The following is a 26,859-nucleotide window of genomic DNA, read 5'->3' on the forward strand; positions in this document are numbered from 1 at the left end:
TCGAAACCACCAGCCACGCGGCGCAATGAGCGCCGTCAGCCAGAGCGACAAATGCTGATCTGCCATTGCAACATCATCACCGAAAAGGAGATAGAGCAGACGATCGTCGGACTGCTGGATGAGGACCCCTGGCAGCTGATCGTGCCGGCGAAGGTCTATCATGCCATGCACAAGCGCGGTCGCTGTTGCGGCTGCTTCCCAAATGTGGTCGAAACGATCATTCGGGTCACCGAAAATTACCACGCCCGCTCGGCGGCGAGTGGCGTGGACATCGTTTCACACCTGGATCGCGTCAGAGGCCTGCGCGTCCAATACGGGAGCAGAACCCATGAAAGGCGAACAGCAGATCATAGAGCGGCTTAACGAGGCTCTGTTTCTGGAACTTGGGGCGGTCAATCAATATTGGGTGCATTTCCGGCTGCTGGAAGACTGGGGATACGCCAAGCTGGCGAAGAAGGAACGCGCTGAATCGATCGAGGAAATGCACCATGCCGACCGGCTCGTGGCGCGCATCATCTTCCTCGAGGGCCATCCGAACCTGCAGTCCGTGGCGCCGCTGCGCATCGGGCAGAATGTCAAGGAAGTGCTCGAATCCGATCTTGCCGGCGAATATGACGCGCGCACCGCCTACAAGCGTTCGCGCGAGGTTTGCAACGAGGCAGGCGACTACGTGACGATGAAGCTATTCGAGGAATTGCTGGCTGACGAGGAAGGTCACATCGACTTCCTCGAGACGCAACTCGACCTGCTGGCCTCGATCGGCGAGGAAAAATACGGCCAACTCAACGCAGCATCGGCCGACGAGGCGGAATAAGGATATGCCGGAATGCGGCGCCCCCTAGAGTTCATGCGCCGCTTGCGGCCGGCCGAAGGTTGCGGCCTGCCGCCTCAGAAGAAGCCGCGATACGGTATCCTTCGCGGCGCTTTTCTTGCAATGGTGGCGACGCTCACGGCCTCGGCGCTGGCCGGGGCGCCGCAACCGGCGGGGCTTGCCACCAGCCGCACCGATCTGACGCCGAAGGATCTGGCGCGCGTCATCGCCATCATCAGGCCGACCGGCGATTTCTCCAAGCCCGAGCAATTCGAGCTGATGCAGGGCGGTGCCGGCACCTCGAAGAAGGACGTCAACAAGGACGCCTTCTCGCAATCCTCCGCCAACATCAGCTTCGAGGAAGAGGGTACCTTCAAGCTCGGCAATGCCATTTTCCGCAAGAACTGGGTGTCGTCGCCATCCTCGACACAGGCCTCGGATGGGCTCGGTCCGCTGTTCAACGAGCGCGCCTGCCAGAACTGTCATCTGAAGGACGGTCGCGGCCATCCGCCCAAAGGCGACAGCGGCACCACCTCGATGTTCCTGCGCCTGGCAAGGGAAGCCAGTACCGGTGAGGAGAAAGCCGCACTCGCCGATCACAAGGTGCTCAACTTCCCCGACCCGGTCTACGGCACGCAATTGCAGGAATTGGCGGTACCCGGCCTGCAGGGCGAAGGCAGGATGCATGTCGATTATCAGGAGCAAAAAGTAAAACTGGCGGACGGCAGCACGGTGTCGCTGCGCAAGCCGAGCTATTCGGTCGAGGGTCTCGCCTACGGGCCGCTCGATCCACACACCACGCTGTCGCCGCGCATGACGCCGCCGATGATCGGCCTTGGCCTGGTCGAGCAGATCGCTCCTGCCGACATCCTTGCGCGTGCCGATGCGACCGACCGCGATGGTGACGGGATTTCCGGCAGGCCCAATATGATTCGCGACGGCAGCAGCGGTGAACTGACGCTCGGCCGTTTCGGCTGGAAAGCGCAGGCGGCATCGATCCGCCAGCAATCGGCGGACGCTTTTGCCGGCGATATCGGCATTTCGACGCCTGAGGTGCCGAAGCACTGGGGCGATTGCAGCGCCGCGGAAAAGACCTGCCTTGCCCTACCCAACGGTGTGCAGGAGCGCCTCGGTCCGGTCGAAGCGCCGCCGCCGGTCATGGACCTCGTGACCTTCTATTCGCAAAATCTTGCCGTGCCGGCCCGGCGCGATCTCGACAGACCGAACGTGCTCGCCGGCAAAAAACTATTCTACGATATGGGCTGCATCTCCTGCCATACGCCGAAATTCGTGACCCGTCGCGGCACCCCGAACAAGGCGCAGGCCTTCCAGCTGATCTGGCCTTATTCCGATTTCCTGCTGCATGACATGGGACCCGGCCTTGCCGACGGACAGGCGGTGGGCGAGGCCACGGGAAGCGAATGGCGCACGCCGCCGCTGTGGGGCATCGGGCTCACCCAGACCGTCAGCGGCAACACCTTCTTCCTGCATGACGGGCGCGCACGCAGCCTGGCCGAGGCGATTCTGTGGCATGGCGGCGAGGGCCAGAAGGCGCGTGACCGCTTTGCCGCTGCCGAAGCGGCCGACCGCGCCGCGCTGATCAAGTTTCTGGAGTCGCTCTGATGCGGAAGCGTCTTGCATTCGCTCTGATGCTGGTCCTCGCCGGTGCGCTGCCGGCATCCGCGGCGGTGAAGGCTTCGGATGTGGTCCAGCGGGCGATCGAAGGGTTCGTCCGCCCGGCCTATGCCAGGCTGCATGACCATGCGGACAGCTTGACCGAGGCCATGCACACGCTTTGCCAGACGCCCTCGCAAGACAATCTCGATGCGGCGCGCGCCGAATTCTCGGGTGTCGTGGATGCCTGGTCGGTGGTGGAAATCATCCGTTTCGGGCCGATCGCGGAAAACAACCGGCTTGAGCGCATGCTGTTTTGGCCGGACCGCAAGAGCATCGGCCTGAAGCAGGTGCAGGCAGCACTTGCCGGTAAGGATCCGACCGCCGCCGATCCGGCCCAGCTGGCGACAAAGAGCGTCGCCATGCAAGGGCTCGGCGCACTGGAATTCGTCCTCTACGGCGACAGCGCCGGTCAATTGGCCGGCAGGGACGACGCCTATCGCTGCGCCTACGGTGCGGCCATCGCCGGCAATGTCGAGGCAATCGCCGGCGAGGTCAGCGACGCCTGGAACAAGCCCGACGGCTTTGCCGCGTTCTGGGCCAATCCCGGTCCGCAGAACGCGCTCTACCACAACGGCACTGAAGCGGTGACGGAACTGGTCGGCGTCTTCATCAACGAACTGGAAATGGTCCGCGACGTACGCCTGAAGGGCTTCCTGGGTGCCAAGCCGGAGGCCGATAAACCGAAACAGGCGATCTATTGGCGCTCGCAAAACACCGCCCGCTCGCTGACCGGGAATCTGGCGGGCATGGACGCGCTGTTCCAGGCCTCGCAGCTTGGCGACGCGCTGCCGCCCGATGCGCGCTGGATGGCGGAATCGGTTCACATCCAGCTCACCAACGGGATCGAGGCGGCCAAGGCGATCAGAGGACCGATCGACAAGGCACTTGCCGATCCGGCGCTGCGCCGGAAGCTCGACTATTTCTCACTGGTGACATCCAGCCTGACGACCCTGATCGGCACCAGGCTGACCGCCGAATTCGGCCTGACTGCCGGGTTCTCGTCACTGGATGGCGACTGATGATGAGGACGCCGCTGATCGATCGGCGCGATTTCCTGAGGGCCGCGGGCGCTGGTCTCGTCGCGGCGATGGCGCCGTCGGCATGGGCAAAGACACTCGACGCCGAGGCGGTCTTCGCCACCGCTTTCGTCAAGCGCGACGGCAGCTATGGCGCGGCCGTCCTGTCCGAGGCCGGCAAGTTGTTGCATACGATCGATCTGCCCGATCGAGGCCACGACGTTACCTTCGACCCGGTGTCCAAGCATTCGGTGGTGTTTGCCAGGCAGCCGGGCACCTTTGCTGTCGTCTTCGACCATACCGGCCGCGATGAACCGCACACCATTGCCAGCGTTGCCGGCCGGCATTTCTTCGGCCATGGCGTGTTTTCGCCCGATGGCACGCTGCTCTACGCAACCGAGAACGATTTCGACAATGCCGCCGGCGTCGTCGGCGTCTATGACGCGCATGCGAAATTCAAGCGCATCGGCGAGTTCCCGACCTACGGCACGGGCCCGCACGAGCTTTTGCTGCTTTCCGATGGCAGGACGATTGCTGTGGCCAATGGCGGCATCGAGACGCATCCGGATTATGGCCGCGCCGAGCTCAACATCGCAACGATGAAGCCTTCCTATGTTCTGGTCGACCGCCTTACCGGCGATCTCATCGAAAAGCACGAATTGCCGCCGGCCCTGCACCAACTGTCGATCCGCCATATGGATGCCGACCGCTCCGGCACCGTCTGGTTCGGCTGTCAGTACAGGGGGCCGGGTACCGATCGTCCCCCGCTGGTCGGCCGCGCGGCGCGCGGCATGGACTTGAAATTGCTCGACATGTCGCAGGACGTGCTCTCCGGCTTCAGGAACTATATCGGCTCGGTCGCCGCCAATCCTGCCGCCGGCACCATCGCCGTGTCTTCGCCTGAAGGGAATTCGCTTGCCGTGATCGACGCGGCCAGCGGCCGCATCGTCGCCACCAAGGCGCTGGTCGAGGTCTGCGGCGTTGCACCCGATGCGGAAAGTTTCATGGCGACGACCGGCGCCGGCGAAATCGTCGAGGCCGGTGGCTCGATACGTTCCGAGCCGGACTATGTCTGGGACAATCACGTGGTGCGTATCGAGCAGGTCGGCTAAGTCCCGATACTTATTGTGGCGATTGCGTGCGTTGAAACTTACATTTTGGCCCGCGCCGAAGCCAGGTCGCCTGACGATTTATCCATTATTCCCTTGCGGGGATCAGCCCTGGCGGGCAGAGGGAACTTGTTTCGAAACTGTCTCAACCGGCCGCTTCATGAAATTGCTTGCCATCGACTGTGCCGCCAATCTCTGCGCCGCCTGCGTCTACGACGCGGCGGCCGGGAAAGAGCTCGGCCGTTCGGTGCACGATCTCGGTAAGGGTCATGCTGAGCATCTAATGGGTGTCATCGAAGGGGCATTGAAGGCGGCGGGAACGGAATTTACCGGCCTCGGCGCCATTGCCGTTTCCACCGGTCCGGGCTCCTTCACCGGTCTGCGCGTCGGCGTCTCGGCGGCGCGCGGCCTTGCGCTGGCGCTGAAAATCCCGGCGATCGGCGTGACGACTCTGGAAGCACTGGCGGCGCAAGCGAGAGTAACGTTTCCCGGCCGCGCCGTTCTCGCCGCGCTCGATGCAGGGCGCGAGGAAATCCATGCGGCACTTTACGATGAAGCATCCGTTTTGATTTACGGTCCCTCGGTGACCACGCTTTCGCAAGCCGCCGCCATCGCGGTCGACTGCTCTGCGGTTCTTGCCGGCACCGCGACGTCGCAAATTGCCGCCTCGGTCGGGCGCGCTTTTGACACCGGCCCGGTAGGGGCCACCGCCGACATCGCCGTCTATGCCCGGCTGGCGACTGCTAAAGACGATGGTGAAAAGCCGAAGCCGTTGTATTTGCGCGGCGCGGACGCCAAGCCGCAGGCCGGCTTTGTTTTGTCGAGGCAAAAAAACTGATGCGCATTCCCTTCCTCCAGCCGCGTCGCAGGGACTACGCGATCGAGCCGCTGACGATTGCCGACAGCACGGCAATGTCGGTGGTGCATCGCGAGGATTTCGCGCGGCCGTGGACCGACGACGAATTCGCCGCGCTGCTCGAGCAGGACACGGTGTTCGGCTATGCCGCGCGCGAGACCGGACAGGGCGCCAAGCCGCCGGTCGGCTTTGTGCTGGCGCGGCTGGCGGCCGGCGAGGGGGAGATCCTGACGGTCGCGGTGGCACGCTCGCATCGGCGCCGGGGGCTCGGCTGGCAATTGATGGATGCGGTGCTGCGTGAACTGCACGCACAGCGCGCCGAGGCGCTTTTCCTCGAGGTCGACGAGATCAATGTCGCCGCGATTGCGCTCTACCGGCGGCTCGGCTTCCGCGAGGTCGGCAAGCGCGCCAACTATTACAAGTCGCCGGAACACGGCCCGACCGGCGCGCTTGTTATGCGCCGCGATCTTCGCTAGCCAAACGCCGGGGTGGTGCGGATGATCGGAAAAATCAGGATTTTCCTGGCGCTTGGGTTGGTTGTCGTCGGCTCCTTGGTGCTTGTGCCGCTGCAGGTCCTGTCGATGAAGACCGGGTTCTGGCGCGAGACCTTCATCCTGAAGATCTGGCACAGGATGATCGTCAGGGCGCTGGGGCTGCGCATCCATGTCAAGGGGGCGCTGTCCGGCCAGCGCCCATTGCTGGTTGCCGCCAACCACATCTCCTGGACCGACATCATGGTGCTGGGGTCGATGGTCGACGTGACGTTCATCGCCAGGGCCGACATGGCCGGCTGGCCGCTGATCGGCATGCTGTCGAAGCTGCAGCGCACCGTCTTCATCGAACGTGAGCGCAAACGTTCATCGGGCGACCAGGCGAGCGAGATCGCCGCCCGCATGGCCAAGGGCGACGCCATGGTGCTGTTCGCCGAAGGCTCGACCGGCGACGGCAACATGATCCTGCCGTTCAAGAGCACGCTGTTCGGCGCCGCGACAATGGCGATTGCTGAAGGGGCGGCCGAACAGGTCTTCATCCAGCCGGTGGCGATCGTCTATACGCGCCTGCATGGCGTGCCGCTCGGCCGCCGGCATCGGCCGGTTGCCGCCTGGATTGGCGATGAGGAGCTGATGCCGCACCTCAAGGTGCTGATGGCCGAGGGCGCTCTCGACGTCGAAGTGCATTTTGGCGAGGCGATTGCTTTCTCCAAGGGCTCCAGCCGCAAGGAGACGGCAAAGCAGATGGAACGCCAGGTGCGCGAGATGGTGCAGGCGGCGCTCGCCGAACCGCTCCCGAGCCGGTAGTCTGCGCGGGTTCCGGGCAGATTCGTCTGTTTTTTGTCGGGGAAAGGCGCTAGAAGCCGCGAAATGGAATTGAACACGATAGAACGCGACGACATCGGCGCTGCCGCCGAAGACCTGGTCGTTCCGGCTGCCGCGACTAGGAAGGTCTTCGTCAAGACCTATGGCTGCCAGATGAATGTCTACGATTCGCAGCGCATGACCGATGCTCTTGCGGCCGACGGTTATGCCGCGACCGACGCCATCGGCGAGGCCGATCTGGTGCTGCTCAACACATGCCACATCCGCGAGAAAGCGGCGGAAAAGGTCTATTCCGAACTTGGTCGCATCCGTGAGTTGAAGGCGGAACGTGCCAAGGCCGGGCGCGAAATGCTGGTCGGGGTCGCCGGCTGCGTGGCGCAGGCCGAGGGTGCCGAGATCATCCGCCGCTCGCCGGCCGTCGATCTGGTCATCGGTCCGCAGACCTACCACCGGCTGCCCGGTGTGCTGGCGAGGGCGCGGAGCGGCGAAAAGATCGTCGAGACCGACTATGCCGTCGAGGACAAGTTCGAGCATCTGCCGCTGCCGAAGCGCGCCGAGCTGATCCGGCGCGGCGTGACGGCGTTCTTGACCGTTCAGGAAGGCTGCGACAAATTCTGCACCTTCTGTGTCGTGCCCTATACGCGCGGCTCGGAAGTCTCACGGCCGGTGGCACAGATCGTCGCCGAAGCCGAGCGCCTGGCGAATGCCGGCGTGCGCGAGGTGACGCTGCTCGGCCAGAACGTCAACGCCTGGCACGGAAGAGGTGAAAACGGCGAGGAATGGGGCCTTGGCCGGCTGCTGTTCAGGCTGGCAGAGATTCCAGGTCTGGCGCGGCTGCGCTACACGACCAGCCATCCGCGCGACATGGACGATGAATTGATCGCCGCCCATCGTGATTTGCCTACACTGATGCCCTATCTACATTTACCGGTGCAATCCGGCTCCGACCGCATACTTAAGGCGATGAACCGCAGGCATATGGCCAAGGACTATCTGACGTTGATCGACCGCATCCGTGCCGCACGGAACGACATCGCACTGTCCGGCGATTTTATCGTCGGCTTTCCCGGTGAGACGGAAGCGGATTTCGAGGCGACGATGCAGTTGGTCGAAGACGTCAACTATGCCTCGGCCTTCTCGTTCAAATATTCTCCGCGCCCCGGCACGCCGGGCGCGGAGATGAGCGATCACGTGCCGGAGTCCGTCAAGGACGAGCGCCTGCAGCGGCTGCAGGCGCTGCTTCTGAAACAGCAGCAGCATTTCGGCGCAAGCCTGGTCGGCAGGACTATCGACACGCTGATCGAAAAGCCCGGCCGCCAGGCCGGCCAGAAGGTTGGCCGCTCGCCCTGGCTGCAGCCGGTTATTGTTGATGAAAAGGCCGGCGAAATCGGTGACATTATCCAGGTACGAATCACGAAGACGGGCTACAACAGCCTGTTCGCCGAATTGGCCTGAAGGCCTCGGCAGATGAGGAGAGACGGTTGAGCGCTGCTGAAGTCAAGAACCTGCCCCAGAATCTACCCTCCGGGGCCTCGGATATGGCGCACATCGTACTGACTTTCGACAATAACAAGCTTGCCAGCGCCCTTTACGGCCAGTTCGACGAGAATCTGGCCAGGCTCGAGCAGAAGCTCGGCGTCGACATCCGCTCGCGCGGCAATCAATTGACCATCAAGGGCTCCTCTTCGGCCGCTGAGCAGGCGCGCCGTGCCTTGGACAATCTTTACGGCATTCTGCAGAAGGGCACCGATATCGGCCAGTCCGATGTCGACGGCGCCGTACGCATGGCGATCGCCTCCGACGACCAGCTGACGCTGCCGACGCTGGAGCGCAAGGGCAAGGTGTCCGCCGCCCAGATATCGACGCGCAAGAAGACCATCTATGCCCGCTCGCTCAACCAGGACGCCTACATGCGCGCGCTGGAGCGGTCGGAACTCGTCTTCGGCATCGGCCCGGCCGGCACCGGAAAGACCTATCTGGCGGTGGCGCATGCGGCAATGCTGCTCGAACGCGGCATGGTCGAACGCATCGTGCTGTCGCGCCCCGCGGTCGAGGCCGGTGAACGGCTTGGCTTTCTGCCGGGTGACATGAAGGAGAAGGTCGATCCCTATCTGCGGCCGCTCTATGACGCGCTCTACGATATGATGCCGGCCGACAAGGTCGAGCGGGCGATTGCCGCCGAGGTCATCGAGATCGCGCCGCTGGCATTCATGCGCGGCCGTACGTTGGCGCACGCCGCCGTCATCCTCGACGAGGCGCAGAACACCACGCCGATGCAGATGAAGATGTTCCTGACCCGGCTAGGCGAGAACTCGCGCATGATCGTCACCGGCGATCCGACCCAGATCGATCTGCCGCCGAACACCAAGTCCGGCCTGGTCGAGGCGCTGAGAATCCTCGACGGCGTCACCGGCATGGTGACCGTACGCTTCAATGAGGGCGACGTCGTCAGGCATCCGCTGGTCGCCGAGATCGTCAAGGCCTACGACCGTGACGGCAAGCTGGCCAGGGGCTTGGGTGTCGAAAGCTGATATGATTATGCGGCCGCATGGCTGAGGAGCAAAAGGCGGGGGGACTGCTTTCCGTCGAAATCGATATGGCGATCGCGGCGGGCGACTGGCCCGACGAGGCGGCGCTGATGCGGCTTGTCGACAGTGCCGTCTCGGCCGCCTTTGCCGAAACCGGCGCGGACGGCCGTTCCGAACTGAGCATCGTCTTTTCCGACGATGCGCATATCCGTACGCTCAATGCCGGCTGGCGCGGCAAGGACAAGCCGACCAACGTCCTGTCTTTCCCGGCTTTTCCGTTTGCCAGGGGCGGGCCTCTGCCGCCGATGCTCGGCGACATCGTCCTGGCCGCCGAGACTGTCGCGCGCGAGGCGGCACTGGAAGACAAGCCCGTCGAGGACCATATCTCCCATCTCGTCATCCATGGCCTGCTGCATTTGCTCGGCTATGATCACGAAACGGATGCCGAAGCGGAACTGATGGAAGCGACAGAGCGCGCAGCACTTGCGAGGCTTGCCATTCCCGATCCCTACACGTAATTACAAAAGACCAATTGACCGGACGATGATGAACGACAAACCAGAGACTGCCGCCCGCTCCGACGCCGGCAGTGCGATCAAGCCTTCCGAAACGACGGAAGAGGGCTCGAGTCCGAGTACCACGACCGGCAGCTTCGCCAGCGAGGCATCGCCTGCCGGTCCTTCCCTGTTCGATCGCGTGCTCGGGCTTTTCAGGCACCGCAACGGCACCAGCCTGCGCGAGGAGATTGCCGGTGCGCTTGCCGAAACGGCGAGCGATGCAGAATCCTTCTCGCCCGGCGAACGCGCTATGCTCAACAACATCCTGCGCCTGCGCGAAGTGCGGGTCGAGGACGTCATGGTGCCGCGCGCCGACATCGAGGCGGTCGAGATCACGACGAAGCTCGGCGACCTTCTGGGGCTGTTCGAACAGTCCGGCCACTCCCGCATGCCGGTTTATTCGGAGACGCTCGACGACCCGCGCGGCATGGTTCATATCCGCGACGTGCTGGCGCACATTACCAAGGTCGCCCGCGTCAGAAAGGGCAGGACGACCAAGAAAACTCCGGTCGCGACGGTTCTCGATCTCGCCCAGGTCGATCTGGCGCGCACCATCGGCGATCTCAACCTGATCCGACCGGTGCTGTTCGTGCCGCCGTCGATGCTCGCCTCCGACCTGATGGGGCGAATGCAGACGACGCGCACCCAGATGGCGCTGGTCATCGACGAATATGGCGGCACCGACGGTCTCGTCTCGCTCGAGGATATCGTCGAGATGGTGGTCGGCGACATCGAGGACGAGCATGACGAGGACGAGCCGATGATCACCCAGGCCGGCGACGGCGTCTTCATCGTCGACGGCAAAGCCGAGATCGACGACGTCGCCAAGATGATCGGCGAGGATTTCGCTGCCGGCGAGCACGGCGAATATGTCGACACGATCGGCGGCATGATCTTCAACACGCTTGGCCGGGTGCCGGCGCGCGGCGAAGTGGTGCAGGCCATACCCGGCTTCGAGTTCCATGTGCTCGACGCCGATCCGCGCCGCGTCAAGCGTGTGCGCATCGTCGAGACCTTGAAGGGCGAGCGGCGCCGCCGCGCCGTCCGCACCGAGCAGGCTTAGGGTTTGTTTGGAGCCAAGCCCGCGGCCTGATAAATCTTGCTTCCTGATTCGCACGACTCGGAAGCATTGATGGAGCGCCAGGCCGGCCGGATAATTCTGCTTTGGGGCTGGCGGCGCGCGCTGGTGGCGTTTCTTGCCGGGGCGCTGGCGGTTCTTGCCCAGGCGCCTTACGATTTCTTCGCCGTCTGTTTCGTTTCGTTCCCGCTGCTGGTGTGGCTCCTCGACGGCGCGACCGGCGAAGCCTCGGACGGTTTTCTGCGGCGCTTGCGGCCGGCTTTCGCCACCGGCTGGTGGTTCGGTTTCGGCTACTTTCTTGCCGGTCTCTGGTGGGTCGGCTCGGCGCTGCTGGTCGAGGCCGACAGCTTTGCCTGGGCCTTGCCGTTCGCGGTGGTCGGCATCCCCCTCGCGCTGGCCTTCTTTTACGGTTTCGCTGCCGTGGTTGCCCGGCTGTTGTGGAGCAACGACATTGGCCGCATCGCCGCGCTGGCCTTCGGCTTTGCGCTGGCGGAATGGCTGCGCGGCTTCCTGTTTACCGGTTTTCCGTGGAATGCCGTCGGCTATGCGGCGATGCCGGTGCCTTTGCTGATGCAGAGCGTATCGGTGACCGGCATGGTGGGCATGAACGCGCTTGCGGTCTTCGTCTTCGCGCTGCCGGCCCTGCTTGCGGCGCGCCAGCATCTTCGCCTCGGCGCGGCATTGCTTGTCGTTCTCGTCGCCGCCCATGCCGGCTTTGGCTATATCCGGCTCGCCGCCCCCGAAAAGCCGGCTGCCCGCAGCCTCGACGTCCGTATCGTGCAGCCTGCCGTCGACCTTACGGAAAAATGGGATACCTCGGTGCGTGACCGCATCTTCGCCACCATGATGGGGCTTTCGGCCAAGGCGCCGGAACCCGGCCATGACAGGCCGCAATTGATCCTGTGGCCGGAGACGTCCGTGCCGTTTCTGTTCACCGAACGTCCGGATGCCCTGCCTGCCATCGGAGAGATGCTTGGCGATGGCCAGATGCTGGTCGCTGGCGTCGTTCGCGAGGAAGGCGGCTCGGCGGCCGGCAGCCGTTACTACAACTCTGTGGTGGCGATCGACGAAAGGGGCGAAATCGTCGATGCCGTCGACAAGGTTCACCTGGTACCCTTCGGCGAATACCTGCCTTTCGCCGATCTGCTCGGCCGCTTCGGGCTTGAGCAGCTTGTTGCCGGTCCGATGACCTTCGCGGCGGGCAATGACCGGCACCCGATCGCGCTGCCCGGCGGTATCCGGGCGCTGCCGTTTATTTGCTATGAGGTCATCTTTCCCGATCTCGTCGCGGTTGACGCAACGGCAGCCGAGCTTATTGTGAACGTCACCAATGACGCCTGGTTCGGCGACACGCCGGGGCCGTACCAGCACTTCAGGCAGGCGCAGATCCGGGCGGTGGAGAATGGGGTACCCCTGTTGCGCGCGGCTAATAACGGCATTTCGGCCGTTGTCGACCCGCGCGGTCGCATCGTCGACGCGCTGGCAATCGATGCACGCGGTGCCATCGATGTGCGTGTGCCGATCTCCAACCAAGCCATCGTTTCCTCCAGCCAACGACGCATTAACGGAATGCTGATCATGTTTTTGCTTGCCGTTGCGGCATGCATTTTGAACGTAAGGCAAAGGCTACGGGCGAATTGACAGCCGACACATTAGAAACTCATACTGTAAGCGCCTGAAAATTTTCGAAGTCGATAAGGTCGTTCTGTTGGGGCACGGGCCGCGGCGTCGTTTGGGCAGCAAAATAGAAAAAGCCGGATAAATTCGGCGAGGAAAAAATGACAGAAGAAAACAAGAAAAAGCCGAATCCGATCGACATCCACGTCGGAAGCCGCATCCGGCTTCGCCGCAATATGCTGGGAATGAGCCAGGAAAAACTGGGCGAAAACCTCGGCATAACGTTCCAGCAGATCCAAAAGTACGAAAAGGGCACCAATCGCGTCGGCGCCAGCCGTCTGCAGGCAATCGCCTCCATACTCGGCGTGCCCGTCGCCTTCTTCTTCGAGGATGCGCCCGGTCAGGAGCCCGCGGGCACCCGTGGATTTGCCGAGGATGCGTCGATGACCTCTGCCGTCGAATTCTGCGGCAGCCCGGAAGGGCTCCAGCTGAACCGCGCCTTCGTCAAGATCGCCGACGTGAAAGTGCGCCGCAAGATCATCGAGCTGGTGAAGTCGCTCTCCGCCGACGAGGTCGATTGACCGGCCCGTGAAGAGATTGACTGGCCCGTGAAGTAGCTGGGCATGCAATTTCTCGCCGCTACACGTATCGAGGGATGTGTATTCCGCAGATACGCTAAAGCGCGGATCGATTTCGCTCGACACGCTTCCTCGAAGCCGTTTTCCTCAGTCTGTTGGTGCAACGGCTGATCGCAGTGCGCCCTGCCGCCGTCTCGGGATGCAAAGATAATAACGTCAAAATTCACGCCAGAACGGCTGCATGGCTTGACGAGCGGCGCCCGGCACCGTTAACAACTGGCGCGCCAAAATCGGCGGCCTGCCGATATTTTTTTCAAGAGGGGACACCCGTGACGCGGCACAATTACTTCTTCACCTCGGAATCCGTTGCCGAGGGCCATCCCGACAAGGTCTGCGACCGCATCTCCGACGAGATTGTCGATCTCGTCTATCGCGAAGCCAGAAAGACCGGCATGGACCCGTGGAAGGTCCGCGTTGCCTGCGAGACGCTTGCGACGACCAATCGCGTTGTCATCGCCGGCGAGGTGCGTGTCCCCGAGACGCTGCTCAAGAAGGACAAGGAGGGCAACGTCCTGAAGGATGCTGCCGGCCATCCGATTGTCAACCCGGCCAAGTTCAAGTCGGTCGCCCGCAAGGCGATCCGCGAAATCGGCTACGAGCAGGCCGGCTTCCACTGGAAGACAGCCAAGATCGAGGTCCTGCTGCACGGCCAGTCGCCGGATATCGGTCAAGGCGTCGATAACGCCTCCGACCGGCAAGGCGAGGAGGGAGCCGGCGACCAGGGCATCATGTTTGGCTATGCCTGCCGCGAAACCCCGGACCTGATGCCGGCGCCGATCTATTACAGCCACAAGATCCTCGAATTGCTGGCGGCTGCGCGCCATGAAGGCAGCGGTGATGCCGGCAGGCTCGGACCGGATGCCAAGAGTCAGGTCACCGTCCGTTATGTCGACGGCAAAGCGGCGGAAGTGACGCAGATCGTGCTGTCGACCCAGCATCTCGATGAGACGTGGGATTCGAAGAAGGTGCGCAACGTCGTCGAGCCCTATATTCGCGAAGCACTGGGCGACCTGAAGATCGCCGACAATTGCAACTGGTACATCAACCCGACCGGCAAGTTCGTCATCGGCGGGCCCGACGGCGACGCCGGCCTGACCGGCCGCAAGATCATCGTCGACACCTATGGTGGGGCTGCGCCTCATGGCGGCGGCGCCTTCTCCGGCAAGGACACCACCAAGGTCGATCGCTCGGCCGCCTATGCGGCGCGTTATCTCGCCAAGAACGTGGTTGCCGCAAAGCTCGCCGATCGCTGCACGATCCAGCTTTCCTATGCAATCGGCGTTGCCCAGCCGCTGTCGATCTACGTCGACCTCCACGGCACCGGCAAGGTCGATGAGGCAAAGCTCGAGCGTGCGCTGCGCACCGTGATGGACCTGTCGCCGTCCGGCATCCGCCGCCACCTCGATCTCAACAAGCCGATCTATGCCAAGACGTCGTCCTACGGCCATTTTGGCCGCAAGGCCGGCCGTGACGGATCCTTCTCCTGGGAGAAGACCGATCTCGCCAAGGCGCTCAAGGACGCTATCGCCGAACCAGTCGCCGAAGCAGTCGCCGCCTAACCGCGGCGCCTATGGACCCGAAGGACCGGCCAAGCCGTGCGACCGAGGCATTTTTCGGTCGCCGGCGCGGCAAGACCATTCGACCACAGCAGGCGGCGGCGCTGGAGAGCGGCTTCGCCGTTTACAGGCTTGATCTGACGATTGAACCGCCGGCCGATCTGCGCAGCCTTTTCGAAGCCGAAGTTTCGGCTGTCCACCTCGAAATCGGTTTTGGCGGCGGCGAACATCTTCTGCACCGTGCCACGGCCAGCCAGGCGACCGGCTTTATCGGCGTCGAGCCTTTCGTCAACGGCATGGCCAAGATGATGATGGCGGTCCGGGAGCGGCCGCTTGCCAATCTGCGCGTCTATGACGACGACGCCACACGCCTGCTGGACTGGCTGCCGCAGGCTTCCCTTGACGGCATTGATCTTCTCTATCCGGATCCGTGGCCGAAGAAGAAGCACTGGAAGCGGCGCTTCGTCAGCCCGGTCAATCTCGACCGCTTCGCGCGCGTCCTGAAGCACGGCGGAAAGTTCCACTTTGCGTCCGACATCGACAGCTATGTGAACTGGACGCTCCTGCATTGCCGGGCGCACGGCGCCTTCACGTGGCAGGCAAGCGAAGCAGCCGACTGGCATCGGCCCTATGATGGCTGGCCGGGGACGCGCTATGAGGCCAAAGCCATTCGCGAAGGCCGACGGCCCGCCTATCTCACCTTCGTGCGGAAATAAACGGGAAATCCGAGCTGGGCACAAGGCGAGCGGGCCGAAGGCCCTCGGCGCTCACCTGGCTCAGAAGCGACGGATCTTGTCGAAGGCTGCCGGCTCCATGCCGAGATTGCGCAAATCATGCGCACGCGGCTTGCGACCGCTTTCCACAGCCCGCGACGCTGCTACGGCGCTGCCGAACACGCTAAAGACATTGCCTATGGCTGAAAAAAATCGACGATCGTTCATGATGGTACCCTTTCGAGCGCAGCGAGCGCTCCAATTGTGCAATGCAACATGGATAGTCGTGCGTTGCCGGTGCTCAAAGGAGGATTACTGCATGGGCGCCATGCATTTGCGCAGCGCTGCGGACTCGGAGCCTTGCCGTCATGCACGACGGTCATGCGCCACCGGACTGTCGACACCGGGCTGTCGACAGCTGCTCGCTCGAAGGGCTACCCAGGTGATCGGCCGCATGCTATTTTAGGCGCCTCTAAAGGACAGGCGATGCGCGGCTTGCTTGCAATGGTCGGTCTGGCTTTCGCGGTTGTGACGGCCGCTGCAGACCCGTTGTTCGATGCCGTTGCCGCAGGAGACCCCAGCGCCGCCAAGGAGGCTCTGGCCGCCGGCGCCGCCGTCGACAGTCGCGCGCGCGACCAGGCAACGCCCCTCATCAATGCCGCGCTTGCCGATCAGCTGGCGATCGCCGAATTGCTGATCGCCAATGGCGCCGACGTTATGGCGCGCAATTCCGGTGGCTTCACGCCGCTTCATGCCGCTGCCTATTCCGGCAGCCTGCCTGTTGCCAAACTCCTGCTCGGCCGTGGCGCCGTGCTCGACGATGCGGCCAACAAGGCAGGCGTCACGCCGATGATGGTGGCGGGCGAGGAAAACCATCTAGAGGTGGTCGAGTTCCTCATCTCAAAGGGCGCTGACGTCGCCCATCCCGAGGTCCACGGCTACGCGCCGATCAGCCGCGCCTTCTGGAAGGGCAACTTGGAGGTCGTTCGCCTCTACAAGCGCCACGGCGCCGCTTGCCAGAAGCCGGAAGTGATCAAGGACACAGAAGAGAACTACAAACGGTGCATGGACATTCACGATTGACAGGAGACGCGCGATGCACGCAGCAGACGCAAGCAGATCTCTGAGCAACTTTATCCTGGCGGGCGCTTTAGCCTTCTCGGCTGTCGGCGCGGCCCCCGCGCATGCCGACGGCACGGTGAACACCGGCTACTTCGGCGGCGTGGCTATCATGGGTTATGATCCGGTCGCCTATTTCACCGACGGCAAGGCGGTCAAAGGTTCGGAGAAAATCGCTTACAACTGGCTCGGCACACCTTGGAATTTCGCAAGCGACGAGCACCGTAAGATGTTCATGAGCGAGCCTGTCAAATATGCTCCGCAATATGGCGGCTATTGCGTGGGCGAGGTTTCGCTGGATTCGGTGACGGTCAACGTCGATCCCGAGGCTTTCAAGATCATCGACGGCAAGCTCTACCTAGCCTACGACAAGCCTGACATGGAAAATATCGCCGCCCACGCCGACGAAGTTTTGCCAAAAGCGCAAGCCGCTTGGCCGGCGGTCAAGGCAAGGCTGGAGCGCGACCAGATCAATTGATCCGACCGCTCGGGCGCTTTGATGTCATGTCGCCCGACGTGTGCAGCGGTTTTGGTCTTCGCGCGACATGCTTTAGTCGAGCGGCGAGAAGTGAAAGACGACGCGCGAGTTCACGAAGCTGAACGCGAACTCGCCTTGGCGCCTATAGATCGGGCCGCAATCCGGTCGCCCAAATGCGTTTTCGCTTTGCTCGCAAAGCAGGCTCCCTTTAACGGATACGGTCTCGGTGATGAATTGGGCGGTAGAGCGGAAGGCCGCCCGGCCATCATTGCCGATCTGCATGATTGCCGGCCGCGGGCCCGGCTCCGCGACGCCCTTCAGCGTGTGGCCGATCACCAGGGCGCTGATCTCCTCACCCCTAAGCCGATCGCGCTCGTCGCCCTTGAAGGCATACGGCCATTCCGGCAGACCCGCCTGCTGCAACGCGCGGATCAAGGTTTCCAGATCATGCGGATTGCGAAAATGCCATCCCATCCTGATCGCGGCAATAGAGTCGTTGTTGGGAAGAAGTCGCAGCCCCTGGGTCACCGCCGCCCGCGCGTCTGCGATGCGGCCGGTCTGTGCATAGGCAGCGCCGAGCGAGATTAGGATGTTGCCGACCCCAGGCGCTTCGTCGCGAGCGCGTTCCAGCGCCGACACCGCGCGTTCACTATCGCCGTTGAAGAAAAAGACGGTGCCGGCGATCTGGCGATTGATCGGCGACATGTCGGGGTCGAGCCGCAATGCCGTTTCGACCGCCGCGGTGGCTTCAGGAAACTTGCCGTCAAATAGGTAGACGTACCCTAGCGCGACCTGCGCTTCGACGTCGCCCGGTCCGAGCGCCACGGCTTGCCTGGCCGACTCGATCGCTTCGTCGAAGCGCCGGTCCACGCTCTGCAGGATGGCAAGCATCGCGTAGGGCAGCGACAGATCGGGATTGAGCTGCAGGGCTCGCCCCGCGCTCTCATAGGCGCGCTTTCGCGCCGGGGCGGACTGCAACACGTCGTCATAGGCATTGCGCCAGACGTAGACGGCAGTGCGCGCATCGGCTGCGAATGCCGCGGCGAACGAAGGATCCAGCGCGATCGCCTTTGCATAGAAGTCCAGTGCGTCCCGCATGCCCGGCGGGCGGCCGGTGAAAGCGGCGTGCTCGCCGCGCAGGTAGTAGTCATACGCCTCGAGATCGGCGGTGGACGGGCGCTCCATCCTCTTGGTTTCCGTCGCCGAGGGCTCGACGTCGAGCGCGGCGACGATCTCTTTGCGCATCTCGTCCTGGACAGCGAACGTTTCGGCCGCGCGCCGGTCGAAGCGATTGGCCCACACATGCTCACCGTTTGCCGTATCGATCAGTTGCGCGTTGATCCGAATTAGGTCACCCGTCGGCCTGACGCTGCCCTCGACGAGGAAGTCGACGGCGAGCTCGCGCCTGATGTCGGCGAGATTGGGCGGCTTGCCCTTGTAAGCGGCGACCGAGTTGCCGGCGATCACGTCGAGGGCCGAAAGTTTAGCGAGGTCGGTGATCAGGTCCTCGGTTATGCCCTCAGCAAAATAGTCCTGCGCAGGATCGCCGCTCAAATTGGCGAACGGCAGTACCGCGACGGAAGGCCGTTGCGGCGCCCGCAGCCACTGCCAGGCAATCACGGTGCCGGCAACTGCGACGGCAACGAGCAGCACCGCCCCCGCCGCCAGGATCGTCGGCCGCAGCGGGCGGCGCGGGCCGCTCAGAACCTTGCCCGCCTTCGAAGGATCGAGGAGAACGCGATAGACGCGGACAGGGTCGGCGATGTTCTTCAGGCGCTGGTCGCCAAGGCTGGCGAAGCCGACGTCGCATTTGTGCACGGCGTGGTCGAAGGCCGTGCCAGAGATGCACACGCCGCCGGGCTCGGCCTGCGCTTCCAGCCGCGCGGCAATGTTGACCCCGTCACCATAGATGTCTTCGCCTTCGACAATGATGTCGCCGAGGTTGACGCCGATGCGAAAGCGGATGAGCCGGTCGTCTACTATACCCTTGTCACGCTCGGCCATCTTGCGCTGGATGTCGGCCGCGCATTGCACCGCATCGACGACGCTGCCGAATTCGACCAGCGCACCGTCGCCCATAAGCTTGATCATACGGCCGTGATGCCGGGCGATCGATGGATCGATCAACTCGCGGCGACAGGCCTTCAGCCGCTCCAGCGTGCCGACCTCGTCCTCGCCCATCAGCCGGCTGTAGCCGACCACATCGGCCGCAAATATGGCAGTTAGTCGCCGCTCCATGCGTCGCCTGTGTTCCGTTGAGGGCGCGTGATGGGTCACCCGACGCACTCTACACCGGCAACGCTCGCAACGCACCCGGTCCGAGCGGAGCTGCTACACGGGACGGAATGTGATCCGCTTTGGCCTGGGCGGGCCGTCACTTGGCCCGGCCGGTCCTGACTCTAGCCGATTCTTCTTCCTCTACCGACCTCTCCTTCTGAGCTTCTGATCTTGCATCGCGATTTAGAATCAGAACTTGCGCAGACCGGCGGCTCACGATGGAAGTCCAACTGCATGCCAGTATGGGCGCGTAGCAGTCTCCGCGCGCGCGACCGGTGAGATTTGTCTGCGCGGACGCCGCTTCTCAGTCAGTCGGCGGACTGGTCTGTATCGCCACACAGATGCCGTGAAGGGGCCCGAAAGGACCCGGGAGCTTTTTGACCGGGGGATGGCCGTGCTAGCATCGCAAGGATGTTGCGGGGACCGCCGCTGTCGATCTTTGAGGGGGTACAAGGCGCCATTGTCCCGCCGGCGCTCCCCAGGCGCTCCCCGGAAAACGCTCCAAATGGCTACTTTCCAGGTAATCCGGTCTTTTGCGCGCCGGCACCCTAACCTTTGTTGGGAGTATGCTGGGCATAGCGGATGGCCATTGGACTCGTCGCCGTCCTAGCTTGCGCGGTGCCTTGGCAGCCAAGGATCTGCAACGCCGGCGAAGACTATGGAATCGGCCAACCTACCACGATAAAAGCCGCTCAAACAGCTGGGTCTCTCTCTGTCGCCTTCAGCCCCCGCATTGCGAGTGCAAGAGCTGTCTCGGCTCCATTAGCATTGGTCGCTCCGTTTTCAAATTGCTTGCTCATTTCGGCCGCGAAGAGAGCCATCAAATCGCGCGTTCCAGCGTCGCTGACGGCCCAGAGGCTTACTACGACCTGGGACGCTCCAGCTTTCAGCCAAAAGTCGGTATATACGCCTCCCGGGAAAACCTTCCCTAGTCCCGAAAAGCAGGCGCTCATTACTACAATTGGCCCCTGGACGAATTTCAGCTTCATTTTGCGCAGGGCAGCGCCGGTGAGGTGACTTTTTGTCAAAGCCAAGAAGCTTCCATCCGCCGGGTTTTCTGGATCGGTCATCCCATTGGGTAGCGAAGTAAATCAGCCGAAGCGTCTTTTGCCCGGATTTCAGACTGGTCTTGACGAGATTGAAATCTGCACTCGCCCCCGTGGTGGCTTTGGTGCCCAGTTTGTCAGCTAATAGGGCAGCTTCCTTGCGCGCATGCGGCAGCTTTGGCCAGCAGAAGCTCTTGTCCCCAGAAAGGTCAGGATCACCGACCACCATAAACGTTGATTTCGCCTTGGCGCTGACATGCTCCAGTTGCGCGGCGATAATTATCCTCTGCGGCAGGCACGATCATTAGAGAATAGAGGTCAATCAAAGATTGATCACGCATCGGGAAAGCAGCAAATGGAATCTTTTGCGCAGATCGGGACGGTATGATCAACAGGCGTGCACCCGATGTTGATTCGCGCTCCAATTCCGATGCAATGCTGTCGGGTAGCAGGTAGGACTTTGCTTGCTGCAGAGACGTAAGTTCAGCGGCGATTTGAGCATCCGTCGGCGTGATGTCCGTGGCTGAACCATCGTCTTCGCATCAGTATCGCCCTCACGCTTGCGAGGCGCACGAGACGCTGAGCGTACGTCCACGCGCAAGCCGTTCCAAAAATGTAGCAAATCATCGTCGGCGACGTTGTCGGAGACCCTGATTTCGCGGCCTCAATTCGGTGTAAGCAACGAGGCCGGCAGAACTCGCGAGCCAAACGCAGGTGTAGAGCTGTCGACGGGCTTGAAACGAGGGCCATGATCGTCTATATCAGCTTCAAATTCTTGGTCGGTATGGCGAAGAGTGGGTCCACCCGGTCCCGCTCTTTTTTATTACCTGCCGACCAAACAGGAATCGAGCGACAGAGACCGAATGACAATGACGTCAAGCGAAGGCGACGACCGCATCATCCGCGAAAGCGGCATCGATGCGCGCATCGCGCTGATCGTTCAGCCGGTACTGCGCGCCATTGGCTTCCGCTTGGTACGTGTGCACCTGTCGGGCCAGAACGGGCTGACGCTGCAGATCATGGCCGAGCGCGAGGACGGCACCATGACGGTCGAGGATTGTGAAGAGGTCAGCCGGGCGGTGTCGCCGGCTCTCGATGTCGATGATCCGATTGAGAAGGCTTATCATCTCGAAGTATCGTCGCCGGGCATCGACCGGCCGCTGGTCCGCAAATCGGACTTTGCAGCCTGGACCGGCCATCTGGTGAAGATGGAAACGTCGGTTCTCGTCGCCGACCGCAAGCGCTTCAAGGGCAAGATTGCCGAAAGCGACGCGGACGGTGTGCTGATCGAGCGTGACAAGGCCGCTTACGGCGAGGAGCCGACGGTGCGCGTTCCCTACGATGCGATTGCCGAAGCGCGGCTGGTCCTGACCGACGATCTTATCCGCGATGCGCTTTCGAAGGACAATCGGGCGCGCAAGGAAGCCAGGAAACGCCGCGGCGAACCCGAAGACGCACCAGAGGGTGCGGAAGACGAAACCGAACAGGAAATGTGATTGGGCTGCCGGCCGTAAGGTCGGCAACAAGCTCGGGAGAAAGAAGATGGTTGTAAGCGCCAACAGGCTTGAACTGCTGCAGATCGCCGATGCGGTCGCGCGTGAAAAGTCGATCGACAAGTCGATCGTCATCGCCGCCATGGCCGATGCGATCCAGAAGGCCGCGCGCTCGCGCTACGGCCAGGAAACCAATATCCGCGCCGACATCAACGCCAACACCGGCGAGATGAAGCTGCAGCGGCTGATGGAAGTGGTCGAGAAGGTCGATGACTACGCGACCCAGATTGCCATTTCCTCGGCACGCGAGCGCAATCCGGACGCCCAGCTCGGCGATTTCATCGCCGAACAGCTGCCGCCGATGGATTTTGGCCGCATCGCCGCCCAATCGGCCAAGCAGGTCATCGTGCAGAAGGTGCGCGAGGCCGAGCGCGACCGGCAATATGACGAATACAAGGACCGTATCGGCGAGATCGTCAACGGTACCGTCAAGCGCGTCGAATACGGCAACGTCATCGTCGATCTCGGCCGTGGCGAAGCGATCATCCGCCGCGACGAGCTGATCCCGCGCGAGAACTACAAATATGGCGATCGCGTCCGCGCCTATGTCTATGACGTGCGCCGCGAACAGCGCGGCCCGCAGATCTTCCTGTCGCGCACCCATCCGCAGTTCATGGCGAAGTTGTTCACCATGGAAGTGCCGGAAATCTACGACGGCATCATCGAGATCAAGTCGGTCGCCCGCGATCCGGGTTCGCGCGCCAAGATCGCCGTCATCTCGCGCGACAGCTCCATCGATCCGGTCGGTGCCTGCGTCGGTATGCGCGGCAGTCGCGTCCAGGCGGTCGTCGGTGAATTGCAGGGCGAGAAGATCGACATCATTCCGTGGTCGCCTTCGGCCGCGTCCTTCATCGTCAATGCGTTGCAGCCGGCGGAAGTCGCCAAGGTCGTGCTCGATGAGGATGCCGAGCGCATCGAGGTCGTCGTCCCCGACGATCAGCTGTCGCTGGCCATCGGCCGCCGTGGCCAAAACGTCCGTCTTGCCTCGCAGCTCACCGGCTGGGACATCGACATCCTGACCGAGCAGGAAGAGAGCGAACGGCGCCAGAAGGAATTCGTCGAACGGTCGTCGCTGTTCATGGAAGCCCTCGACGTCGACGAGATGGTCGGCCAAGTGCTCGCTTCCGAAGGCTTCACCAGCGTCGAGGAGGTCGCGTATGTCGACTCCGGTGAAATCGCGTCGATCGACGGCTTCGACGAGGACACGGCTTCGGAAATCCAGACCCGCGCCCGCGAATATCTGGAAAAGATCGAAGCCGAGCATGACGAGAAGCGCAAGGCGCTCGGCGTCAAGGACGAATTGCGCGAGATTCCCGGCATCACCACCGCCATGATGGTGACGCTTGGCGAGGACGGCGTGAAGACGATCGAGGATTTCGCCGGCTACGCCGCCGACGACCTGACCGGTTGGAAGGAACGCAAGGACGGCGAGACGAAGGTATTCCCGGGTGTGCTCGCCAACCACGGCGTGTCGCGCGCCGATGCCGAGCAAATGGTCTTGGCCGCTCGCCTGAAGGCTGGCTGGATCACCGAAGACGAGCTTGCCGCCGAGGGCGCGCCGGCTGACGAAACCGTCGGTGCGTGAGGTGAAACCGCATCGCACCGAACCCGCCCTTGGACGAGATGAACGATCGCACCTGCATCGTCACCCGCAGGCAAGCCGAACCGGATGAGCTGATCCGTTTCGTCGTCGGCCCGGATTCGGCCGTCGTTCCGGACATCAAGAGAAACCTGCCCGGCCGCGGTTGCTGGGTGACGGCCGACCGCCTACATATAGAAAAGGCAGCGGCCAAAAACCTGTTTGCCCGCGCTTTTAAGGCGCAGGTGACCGTGCCGGCCGATCTTGGTGGTATGGTCGACGCGCTGCTTTCCAGGTCCGCTCTGGGCATGCTTGGCCTGGCCCGCAAGGCGGGCGCCATAGCGCTCGGAGCGACCAAGGTCGAGAGCGCCGTGCGCGGCGGACTTGCACTTTTCGTGCTCCACGCGACCGAGGCTTCCGACGATGGCGTCCGCAAGATAAGCCAGGCGCGACGGGCAACCGTCCACCTCGGCGGGCCTGCGATCCGCGCTTACAAACTTTTCTCCGAGGCCGAGTTGAGCTTGGCATTGGGGGGTACAAATGTGATACATGCTGCCGTTCTCGCGGGAGACGCGGGCAGGGCGGTCCAGAAGCGCATGGTTGCGCTCGACCGATATCGGGGCGGTTCCCCGGACGATCTGGCAATGCTTGCGGCCGTTGCTGACGAAGATGATGCCGCAGAGGATATGGAATGAGCGATACGAAATCGGGCGACGACAAGACGCTGAGTGTTACGCCGAAGAAGACCTTGACGCTGAAGCGCCCCGGCATGGAGCAGGGCACGGTGCGCCAGAACTTCTCGCACGGCCGCACCAAGTCGGTGGTCGTCGAGACCAAGAAGCGCAAGTTCTCGCTGCCCGGCGACAAGCCGGAGCCGGCGGCAGCGCCTGTGTCCGTCTTCACGCCGAAGCCGGTCGCGGCAGCGCCTGCCGTGCAGGAAGCTCCCAAGGCGCCTCCGCCTCCGCCGCCGGTCGAACGCGGCGGCATGGTGCTGAACGAGTTGTCGCGCCAGGAAATGGAAGCACGCCGCCGGGCTCTCGAGGGCTCGAAGGTCCGCGACGTCGAGGATCGCCAGCGCGCCATCGAGGAAGCCAAGCGCCGCAGCGAGGATGAAGAGCGCCGCCGCCGCGAGCGCGAGGAATCGGCTCGCCGTCAGGCCGAGGAAGAGGCACGGCTGCAAGCCGAGGCCGAATCCCGCCGCCGTGCCGAGGAAGAGGCGCGCCGCCGTGCGCCGCTGGCTGCCGAACTGGCGACAGTGGATGACGAGGAAGAGGTCAAGCCGAAGCGGACCGGTGCCGGTGCACCAGTGCGCCGTCTGGTCACGCCCGAAGTGGCGCGTCCTGCCAAGCCGACCAAGGGCGAGGAAGACCGCCGCCGCGGCAAGCTGACGCTGAATTCGGCTCTTTCCGACGAGGATGCGCGCGCCCGCTCGCTCTCGTCGATGCGCCGCCGTCAGGAGAAATTCAAGCGCGCGTTGCATAACGAGCCACGCGAGAAAGTCATGCGTGAAGTGATCCTGCCCGAAACCATCACCATCCAGGAGCTGGCGCAGCGCATGTCCGAGCGCGCTGTCGACGTGGTCAAGTTCTTCATGAAGCAGGGCCAGATCCTGAAGCCTGGCGACGTGATCGACGCCGACACGGCCGAACTCGTCGCCACCGAATTTGGCCACACGGTCCGCCGCGTCGCCGAGTCCGACATCGAAGAGGGCTTGTTCAACATCGCCGACCGTCCCGAGGACCTGCAGCCGCGTCCGCCGGTGGTAACGATCATGGGCCATGTCGATCACGGCAAGACCTCGTTGCTCGATGCCATCCGCAATGCCAACGTCGTGTCCGGCGAAGCCGGCGGCATTACCCAGCATATCGGCGCTTATCAGGTCGAGAAGAACGGTCACAAGATCACCTTCATCGACACGCCCGGCCACGCCGCCTTCACCGCGATGCGTGCCCGCGGCGCCCAGGCGACCGATATCGCCATCCTCGTGGTGGCGGCCGACGACAGCGTCATGCCGCAGACGATCGAATCGATCAATCACGCCAAGGCGGCCGGCGTTCCGATCATCGTGGCGATCAACAAGATCGACAAGCATGACGCCGACCCGCAGAAGGTGCGCTCGGAACTGCTGCGCCACGAGGTGTTCGTCGAATCGATGGGCGGCGAGGTGCTGGATGTCGAGGTGTCGGCGACCAAGGGCATCAATCTCGACAAGTTGCTCGAAGCGATCCTGCTGCAGGCCGAAATCCTCGACCTGAAGGCCAATCCGGACCGCACCGCCGAAGGCGTTGTCATCGAAGCCCAGCTCGACAAGGGCCGCGGCCCAGTCGCTACCGTGCTGGTGCAGACCGGCACGTTGATGCCGGGCGACATTCTCGTCGCCGGCAACGAGTGGGGCCGGGTGCGCGCGCTGGTCAACGATCGCGGCGATCAGGTCAAGGAAGCGCCGCCGGCAATGCCGGTGGAAGTCCTCGGTCTGCAAGGTACGCCGCTGGCCGGCGAACGCTTCGCCGTTGTCAACAACGAAGCCCGCGCCCGCGAGATCACCGAATATCGCCAGCGCCTGGCGCGTGAGAAGGCGGTGGCCAGGCATGCCGGCCAGCGCGGCTCGCTTGAACAGATGATGTCGCAGTTGCAGACCAGCGGATTGAAGGAATTCCCGCTGGTCATCAAGGGCGACGTGCAGGGCTCGATCGAGGCGATCAACGCGGCGCTCGACAATCTCGGCACCGACGAGGTGCGCGCCCGCATCGTCCATGCGGGGGCTGGCGGGATCACCGAAAGCGACGTGTCGCTGGCGGAAACTTCCGGGGCTGCGATCATCGGCTTCAACGTTCGCGCCAATGCGCAGGCCCGCGCGGCCGCGGCTGCGGCAGGCATCGAGATCCGCTACTATTCGATCATCTACAATCTGGTCGATGATGTGAAAGCGGCTCTTTCCGGCCTGCTCTCCCCGGAGCGTCGCGAGACCTTCATCGGCAATGCCGAAATCCTCGAGATCTTCGACATCACCAAGGTCGGCAAGATCGCCGGTTGCCGTGTTACCGAAGGCAAGGTCGAGCGTGGTGCGGGCGTCCGCCTGATCCGCGACAACGTCGTCATCCACGAAGGCACGCTGAAGACCCTGAAGCGCTTCAAGGATGAGGTTTCGGAAGTTCCGGGCGGCCAGGAATGCGGCATGGCCTTCCAGAACTACGAGGACATGCGCGTCGGTGACGTCATCGAGTGCTTCCGCGTCGAGATGGTGACCAGGACGCTCTGAGCTCGAACGTTCGAGTTCGGGCATCCATCGAGACCGGGCGGTGGTCGAAAGACCGCCGCCCAAACCATATGAGACA

Annotated in this window: 25 protein-coding genes and 1 pseudogene; 22 read left to right on the forward strand and 4 right to left on the reverse strand. The window is 63.0% G+C overall.

All coding sequences use genetic code 11. The features are described 5' to 3' along the window. Positions 1 to 51: 51 nt before the first annotated feature. From NKI19_RS18340 to trmB, 16 genes are all read left to right on the forward strand, one after another. The gene (locus NKI19_RS18340; RefSeq protein ID WP_023676882.1) at positions 52 to 363 is read left to right on the forward strand and encodes a (2Fe-2S)-binding protein; all 312 of its coding nucleotides are present in this window, start codon (positions 52 to 54) and stop codon (positions 361 to 363) included. Continuing rightward, complete coding sequence (gene bfr / locus NKI19_RS18345) at positions 329 to 814, forward strand: bacterioferritin (protein ID WP_023676883.1); 486 nt, start codon at positions 329 to 331, stop codon at positions 812 to 814. Before NKI19_RS18340 ends, bfr begins: the two co-directional genes overlap by 35 nt. A gap of 120 nt (positions 815 to 934) precedes the next feature. Beyond that, a complete protein-coding gene (locus tag NKI19_RS18350) occupies positions 935 to 2,434 on the forward strand; it encodes a di-heme oxidoreductase family protein (protein WP_502899309.1) in 1,500 nt (499 codons plus the stop codon). Beyond that, the gene (locus NKI19_RS18355) at positions 2,434 to 3,507 is read left to right on the forward strand and encodes an imelysin family protein (RefSeq protein WP_352488140.1); all 1,074 of its coding nucleotides are present in this window, start codon (positions 2,434 to 2,436) and stop codon (positions 3,505 to 3,507) included. The genes NKI19_RS18350 and NKI19_RS18355 overlap by 1 nt, the downstream gene beginning before the upstream one ends. A 2-nt stretch (positions 3,508 to 3,509) precedes the next feature. Next, the gene (locus NKI19_RS18360) at positions 3,510 to 4,616 is read left to right on the forward strand and encodes a DUF1513 domain-containing protein (RefSeq protein WP_352488564.1); all 1,107 of its coding nucleotides are present in this window, start codon (positions 3,510 to 3,512) and stop codon (positions 4,614 to 4,616) included. Positions 4,617 to 4,773: 157 nt separating this feature from the next. Continuing rightward, the gene (tsaB, locus tag NKI19_RS18365) at positions 4,774 to 5,451 is read left to right on the forward strand and encodes a tRNA (adenosine(37)-N6)-threonylcarbamoyltransferase complex dimerization subunit type 1 TsaB (RefSeq protein WP_352566256.1); all 678 of its coding nucleotides are present in this window, start codon (positions 4,774 to 4,776) and stop codon (positions 5,449 to 5,451) included. Continuing rightward, positions 5,451 to 5,945, forward strand: a complete 495-nt coding sequence (rimI, locus tag NKI19_RS18370; protein WP_352488142.1) for a ribosomal protein S18-alanine N-acetyltransferase — start codon at positions 5,451 to 5,453, stop codon at positions 5,943 to 5,945. The genes tsaB and rimI overlap by 1 nt, the downstream gene beginning before the upstream one ends. 21 nt (positions 5,946 to 5,966) lie before the next feature. Further along, a complete protein-coding gene (gene olsA / locus NKI19_RS18375; protein WP_352488143.1) occupies positions 5,967 to 6,767 on the forward strand; it encodes a lyso-ornithine lipid O-acyltransferase in 801 nt (266 codons plus the stop codon). A 63-nt stretch (positions 6,768 to 6,830) separates the two neighbouring features. Beyond that, the gene (gene miaB, locus NKI19_RS18380) at positions 6,831 to 8,240 is read left to right on the forward strand and encodes a tRNA (N6-isopentenyl adenosine(37)-C2)-methylthiotransferase MiaB (protein WP_352488144.1); all 1,410 of its coding nucleotides are present in this window, start codon (positions 6,831 to 6,833) and stop codon (positions 8,238 to 8,240) included. An 83-nt stretch (positions 8,241 to 8,323) separates the two neighbouring features. Next, positions 8,324 to 9,316, forward strand: coding sequence for a PhoH family protein (locus tag NKI19_RS18385; RefSeq protein WP_473556448.1), 993 nt, complete (start codon positions 8,324 to 8,326; stop codon positions 9,314 to 9,316). A 17-nt stretch (positions 9,317 to 9,333) separates the two neighbouring features. Continuing rightward, on the forward strand, positions 9,334 to 9,831 hold the full coding sequence (gene ybeY, locus NKI19_RS18390; protein WP_352488146.1) for an rRNA maturation RNase YbeY: 498 nt from the start codon (positions 9,334 to 9,336) through the stop codon (positions 9,829 to 9,831). Between the two features lie 28 nt (positions 9,832 to 9,859). After that, the gene (locus NKI19_RS18395) at positions 9,860 to 10,933 is read left to right on the forward strand and encodes a hemolysin family protein (RefSeq protein ID WP_352488147.1); all 1,074 of its coding nucleotides are present in this window, start codon (positions 9,860 to 9,862) and stop codon (positions 10,931 to 10,933) included. 69 nt (positions 10,934 to 11,002) lie between these two features. After that, complete coding sequence (gene lnt, locus NKI19_RS18400; RefSeq protein ID WP_352488148.1) at positions 11,003 to 12,589, forward strand: apolipoprotein N-acyltransferase; 1,587 nt, start codon at positions 11,003 to 11,005, stop codon at positions 12,587 to 12,589. A gap of 137 nt (positions 12,590 to 12,726) precedes the next feature. Next, positions 12,727 to 13,146 (forward strand): helix-turn-helix domain-containing protein, encoded by a 420-nt coding sequence (locus NKI19_RS18405; RefSeq protein ID WP_352488149.1) that lies wholly within the window; start codon positions 12,727 to 12,729, stop codon positions 13,144 to 13,146. 326 nt (positions 13,147 to 13,472) lie between these two features. Continuing rightward, a complete protein-coding gene (gene metK / locus NKI19_RS18410) occupies positions 13,473 to 14,762 on the forward strand; it encodes a methionine adenosyltransferase (RefSeq protein ID WP_352566254.1) in 1,290 nt (429 codons plus the stop codon). Between the two features lie 11 nt (positions 14,763 to 14,773). After that, positions 14,774 to 15,475, forward strand: a complete 702-nt coding sequence (trmB, locus tag NKI19_RS18415; protein ID WP_352488152.1) for a tRNA (guanine(46)-N(7))-methyltransferase TrmB — start codon at positions 14,774 to 14,776, stop codon at positions 15,473 to 15,475. 60 nt (positions 15,476 to 15,535) lie between these two features. Here the strand turns inward: trmB and NKI19_RS18420 are convergent, their stop codons facing one another. Further along, complete coding sequence (locus NKI19_RS18420; RefSeq protein ID WP_352488153.1) at positions 15,536 to 15,700, reverse strand: hypothetical protein; 165 nt, start codon at positions 15,698 to 15,700, stop codon at positions 15,536 to 15,538. Between the two features lie 258 nt (positions 15,701 to 15,958). Here NKI19_RS18420 and NKI19_RS18425 point away from each other — a divergent pair, with 258 nt between their 5' ends. Beyond that, positions 15,959 to 16,555: an ankyrin repeat domain-containing protein gene (locus NKI19_RS18425; RefSeq protein WP_352488155.1), complete on the forward strand. Its 597-nt coding sequence runs from the start codon at positions 15,959 to 15,961 to the stop codon at positions 16,553 to 16,555. Positions 16,556 to 16,568: 13 nt separating this feature from the next. After that, positions 16,569 to 17,069 carry a YHS domain-containing (seleno)protein gene (locus NKI19_RS18430; RefSeq protein WP_352488156.1) on the forward strand — a complete coding sequence of 167 codons (501 nt, stop codon included), beginning with the start codon at positions 16,569 to 16,571 and terminating at the stop codon, positions 17,067 to 17,069. A gap of 72 nt (positions 17,070 to 17,141) precedes the next feature. Here NKI19_RS18430 and NKI19_RS18435 read toward each other — a convergent pair whose 3' ends face one another. The 3 genes and pseudogenes from NKI19_RS18435 to NKI19_RS18445 all read right to left on the reverse strand — a co-directional run. Further along, a complete protein-coding gene (locus tag NKI19_RS18435; protein WP_352488157.1) occupies positions 17,142 to 19,307 on the reverse strand; it encodes an adenylate/guanylate cyclase domain-containing protein in 2,166 nt (721 codons plus the stop codon). 731 nt (positions 19,308 to 20,038) lie between these two features. Beyond that, positions 20,039 to 20,416 carry a CHAT domain-containing protein gene (locus NKI19_RS18440; RefSeq protein ID WP_352488159.1) on the reverse strand — a complete coding sequence of 126 codons (378 nt, stop codon included), beginning with the start codon at positions 20,414 to 20,416 and terminating at the stop codon, positions 20,039 to 20,041. A 19-nt stretch (positions 20,417 to 20,435) separates the two neighbouring features. Next, a pseudogene (locus tag NKI19_RS18445) lies at positions 20,436 to 20,687 on the reverse strand (hypothetical protein); the annotation flags it as partial. A 568-nt stretch (positions 20,688 to 21,255) separates the two neighbouring features. Here NKI19_RS18445 and rimP point away from each other — a divergent pair. The 4 genes from rimP to infB are packed head-to-tail and all read left to right on the forward strand — an operon-like array spanning position 21,256 to position 26,783. Beyond that, positions 21,256 to 21,888, forward strand: a complete 633-nt coding sequence (rimP, locus tag NKI19_RS18450; RefSeq protein WP_352488160.1) for a ribosome maturation factor RimP — start codon at positions 21,256 to 21,258, stop codon at positions 21,886 to 21,888. 46 nt (positions 21,889 to 21,934) lie between these two features. After that, the gene (nusA, locus tag NKI19_RS18455; protein ID WP_352566252.1) at positions 21,935 to 23,530 is read left to right on the forward strand and encodes a transcription termination factor NusA; all 1,596 of its coding nucleotides are present in this window, start codon (positions 21,935 to 21,937) and stop codon (positions 23,528 to 23,530) included. Between the two features lie 38 nt (positions 23,531 to 23,568). Next, positions 23,569 to 24,219 carry an RNA-binding protein gene (locus NKI19_RS18460; protein ID WP_352488163.1) on the forward strand — a complete coding sequence of 217 codons (651 nt, stop codon included), beginning with the start codon at positions 23,569 to 23,571 and terminating at the stop codon, positions 24,217 to 24,219. Beyond that, a complete protein-coding gene (gene infB / locus NKI19_RS18465; RefSeq protein WP_352488164.1) occupies positions 24,216 to 26,783 on the forward strand; it encodes a translation initiation factor IF-2 in 2,568 nt (855 codons plus the stop codon). The genes NKI19_RS18460 and infB overlap by 4 nt, the downstream gene beginning before the upstream one ends. Positions 26,784 to 26,859 lie beyond the last annotated feature (76 nt).

The organism is Mesorhizobium sp. M0751, from assembly GCF_040320265.1.
Classification (GTDB): domain Bacteria; phylum Pseudomonadota; class Alphaproteobacteria; order Rhizobiales; family Rhizobiaceae; genus Mesorhizobium.

Coding starts and splice junctions, on each gene's coding strand:
- tsaB (WP_352566256.1), top strand. CDS start 4,774: ATGAAATTGCTTGCCATCGACTGTGCCGCCAATCTCTGCGCCGCCTGC.
- NKI19_RS18435 (WP_352488157.1), bottom strand. CDS start 19,307: ATGGAGCGGCGACTAACTGCCATATTTGCGGCCGATGTGGTCGGCTAC.
- lnt (WP_352488148.1), top strand. CDS start 11,003: ATGGAGCGCCAGGCCGGCCGGATAATTCTGCTTTGGGGCTGGCGGCGC.
- NKI19_RS18355 (WP_352488140.1), top strand. CDS start 2,434: ATGCGGAAGCGTCTTGCATTCGCTCTGATGCTGGTCCTCGCCGGTGCG.
- bfr (WP_023676883.1), top strand. CDS start 329: ATGAAAGGCGAACAGCAGATCATAGAGCGGCTTAACGAGGCTCTGTTT.
- nusA (WP_352566252.1), top strand. CDS start 21,935: ATGGTTGTAAGCGCCAACAGGCTTGAACTGCTGCAGATCGCCGATGCG.
- NKI19_RS18420 (WP_352488153.1), bottom strand. CDS start 15,700: ATGAACGATCGTCGATTTTTTTCAGCCATAGGCAATGTCTTTAGCGTG.
- NKI19_RS18430 (WP_352488156.1), top strand. CDS start 16,569: ATGCACGCAGCAGACGCAAGCAGATCTCTGAGCAACTTTATCCTGGCG.
- ybeY (WP_352488146.1), top strand. CDS start 9,334: ATGGCTGAGGAGCAAAAGGCGGGGGGACTGCTTTCCGTCGAAATCGAT.
- rimI (WP_352488142.1), top strand. CDS start 5,451: ATGCGCATTCCCTTCCTCCAGCCGCGTCGCAGGGACTACGCGATCGAG.
- NKI19_RS18385 (WP_473556448.1), top strand. CDS start 8,324: ATGGCGCACATCGTACTGACTTTCGACAATAACAAGCTTGCCAGCGCC.
- miaB (WP_352488144.1), top strand. CDS start 6,831: ATGGAATTGAACACGATAGAACGCGACGACATCGGCGCTGCCGCCGAA.
- NKI19_RS18340 (WP_023676882.1), top strand. CDS start 52: ATGCTGATCTGCCATTGCAACATCATCACCGAAAAGGAGATAGAGCAG.
- rimP (WP_352488160.1), top strand. CDS start 21,256: ATGACAATGACGTCAAGCGAAGGCGACGACCGCATCATCCGCGAAAGC.
- trmB (WP_352488152.1), top strand. CDS start 14,774: ATGGACCCGAAGGACCGGCCAAGCCGTGCGACCGAGGCATTTTTCGGT.
- NKI19_RS18350 (WP_502899309.1), top strand. CDS start 935: ATGGTGGCGACGCTCACGGCCTCGGCGCTGGCCGGGGCGCCGCAACCG.
- NKI19_RS18440 (WP_352488159.1), bottom strand. CDS start 20,416: ATGACCGATCCAGAAAACCCGGCGGATGGAAGCTTCTTGGCTTTGACA.
- infB (WP_352488164.1), top strand. CDS start 24,216: ATGAGCGATACGAAATCGGGCGACGACAAGACGCTGAGTGTTACGCCG.
- NKI19_RS18395 (WP_352488147.1), top strand. CDS start 9,860: ATGAACGACAAACCAGAGACTGCCGCCCGCTCCGACGCCGGCAGTGCG.
- NKI19_RS18425 (WP_352488155.1), top strand. CDS start 15,959: ATGCGCGGCTTGCTTGCAATGGTCGGTCTGGCTTTCGCGGTTGTGACG.
- NKI19_RS18360 (WP_352488564.1), top strand. CDS start 3,510: ATGAGGACGCCGCTGATCGATCGGCGCGATTTCCTGAGGGCCGCGGGC.
- NKI19_RS18460 (WP_352488163.1), top strand. CDS start 23,569: ATGAACGATCGCACCTGCATCGTCACCCGCAGGCAAGCCGAACCGGAT.
- NKI19_RS18405 (WP_352488149.1), top strand. CDS start 12,727: ATGACAGAAGAAAACAAGAAAAAGCCGAATCCGATCGACATCCACGTC.
- olsA (WP_352488143.1), top strand. CDS start 5,967: ATGATCGGAAAAATCAGGATTTTCCTGGCGCTTGGGTTGGTTGTCGTC.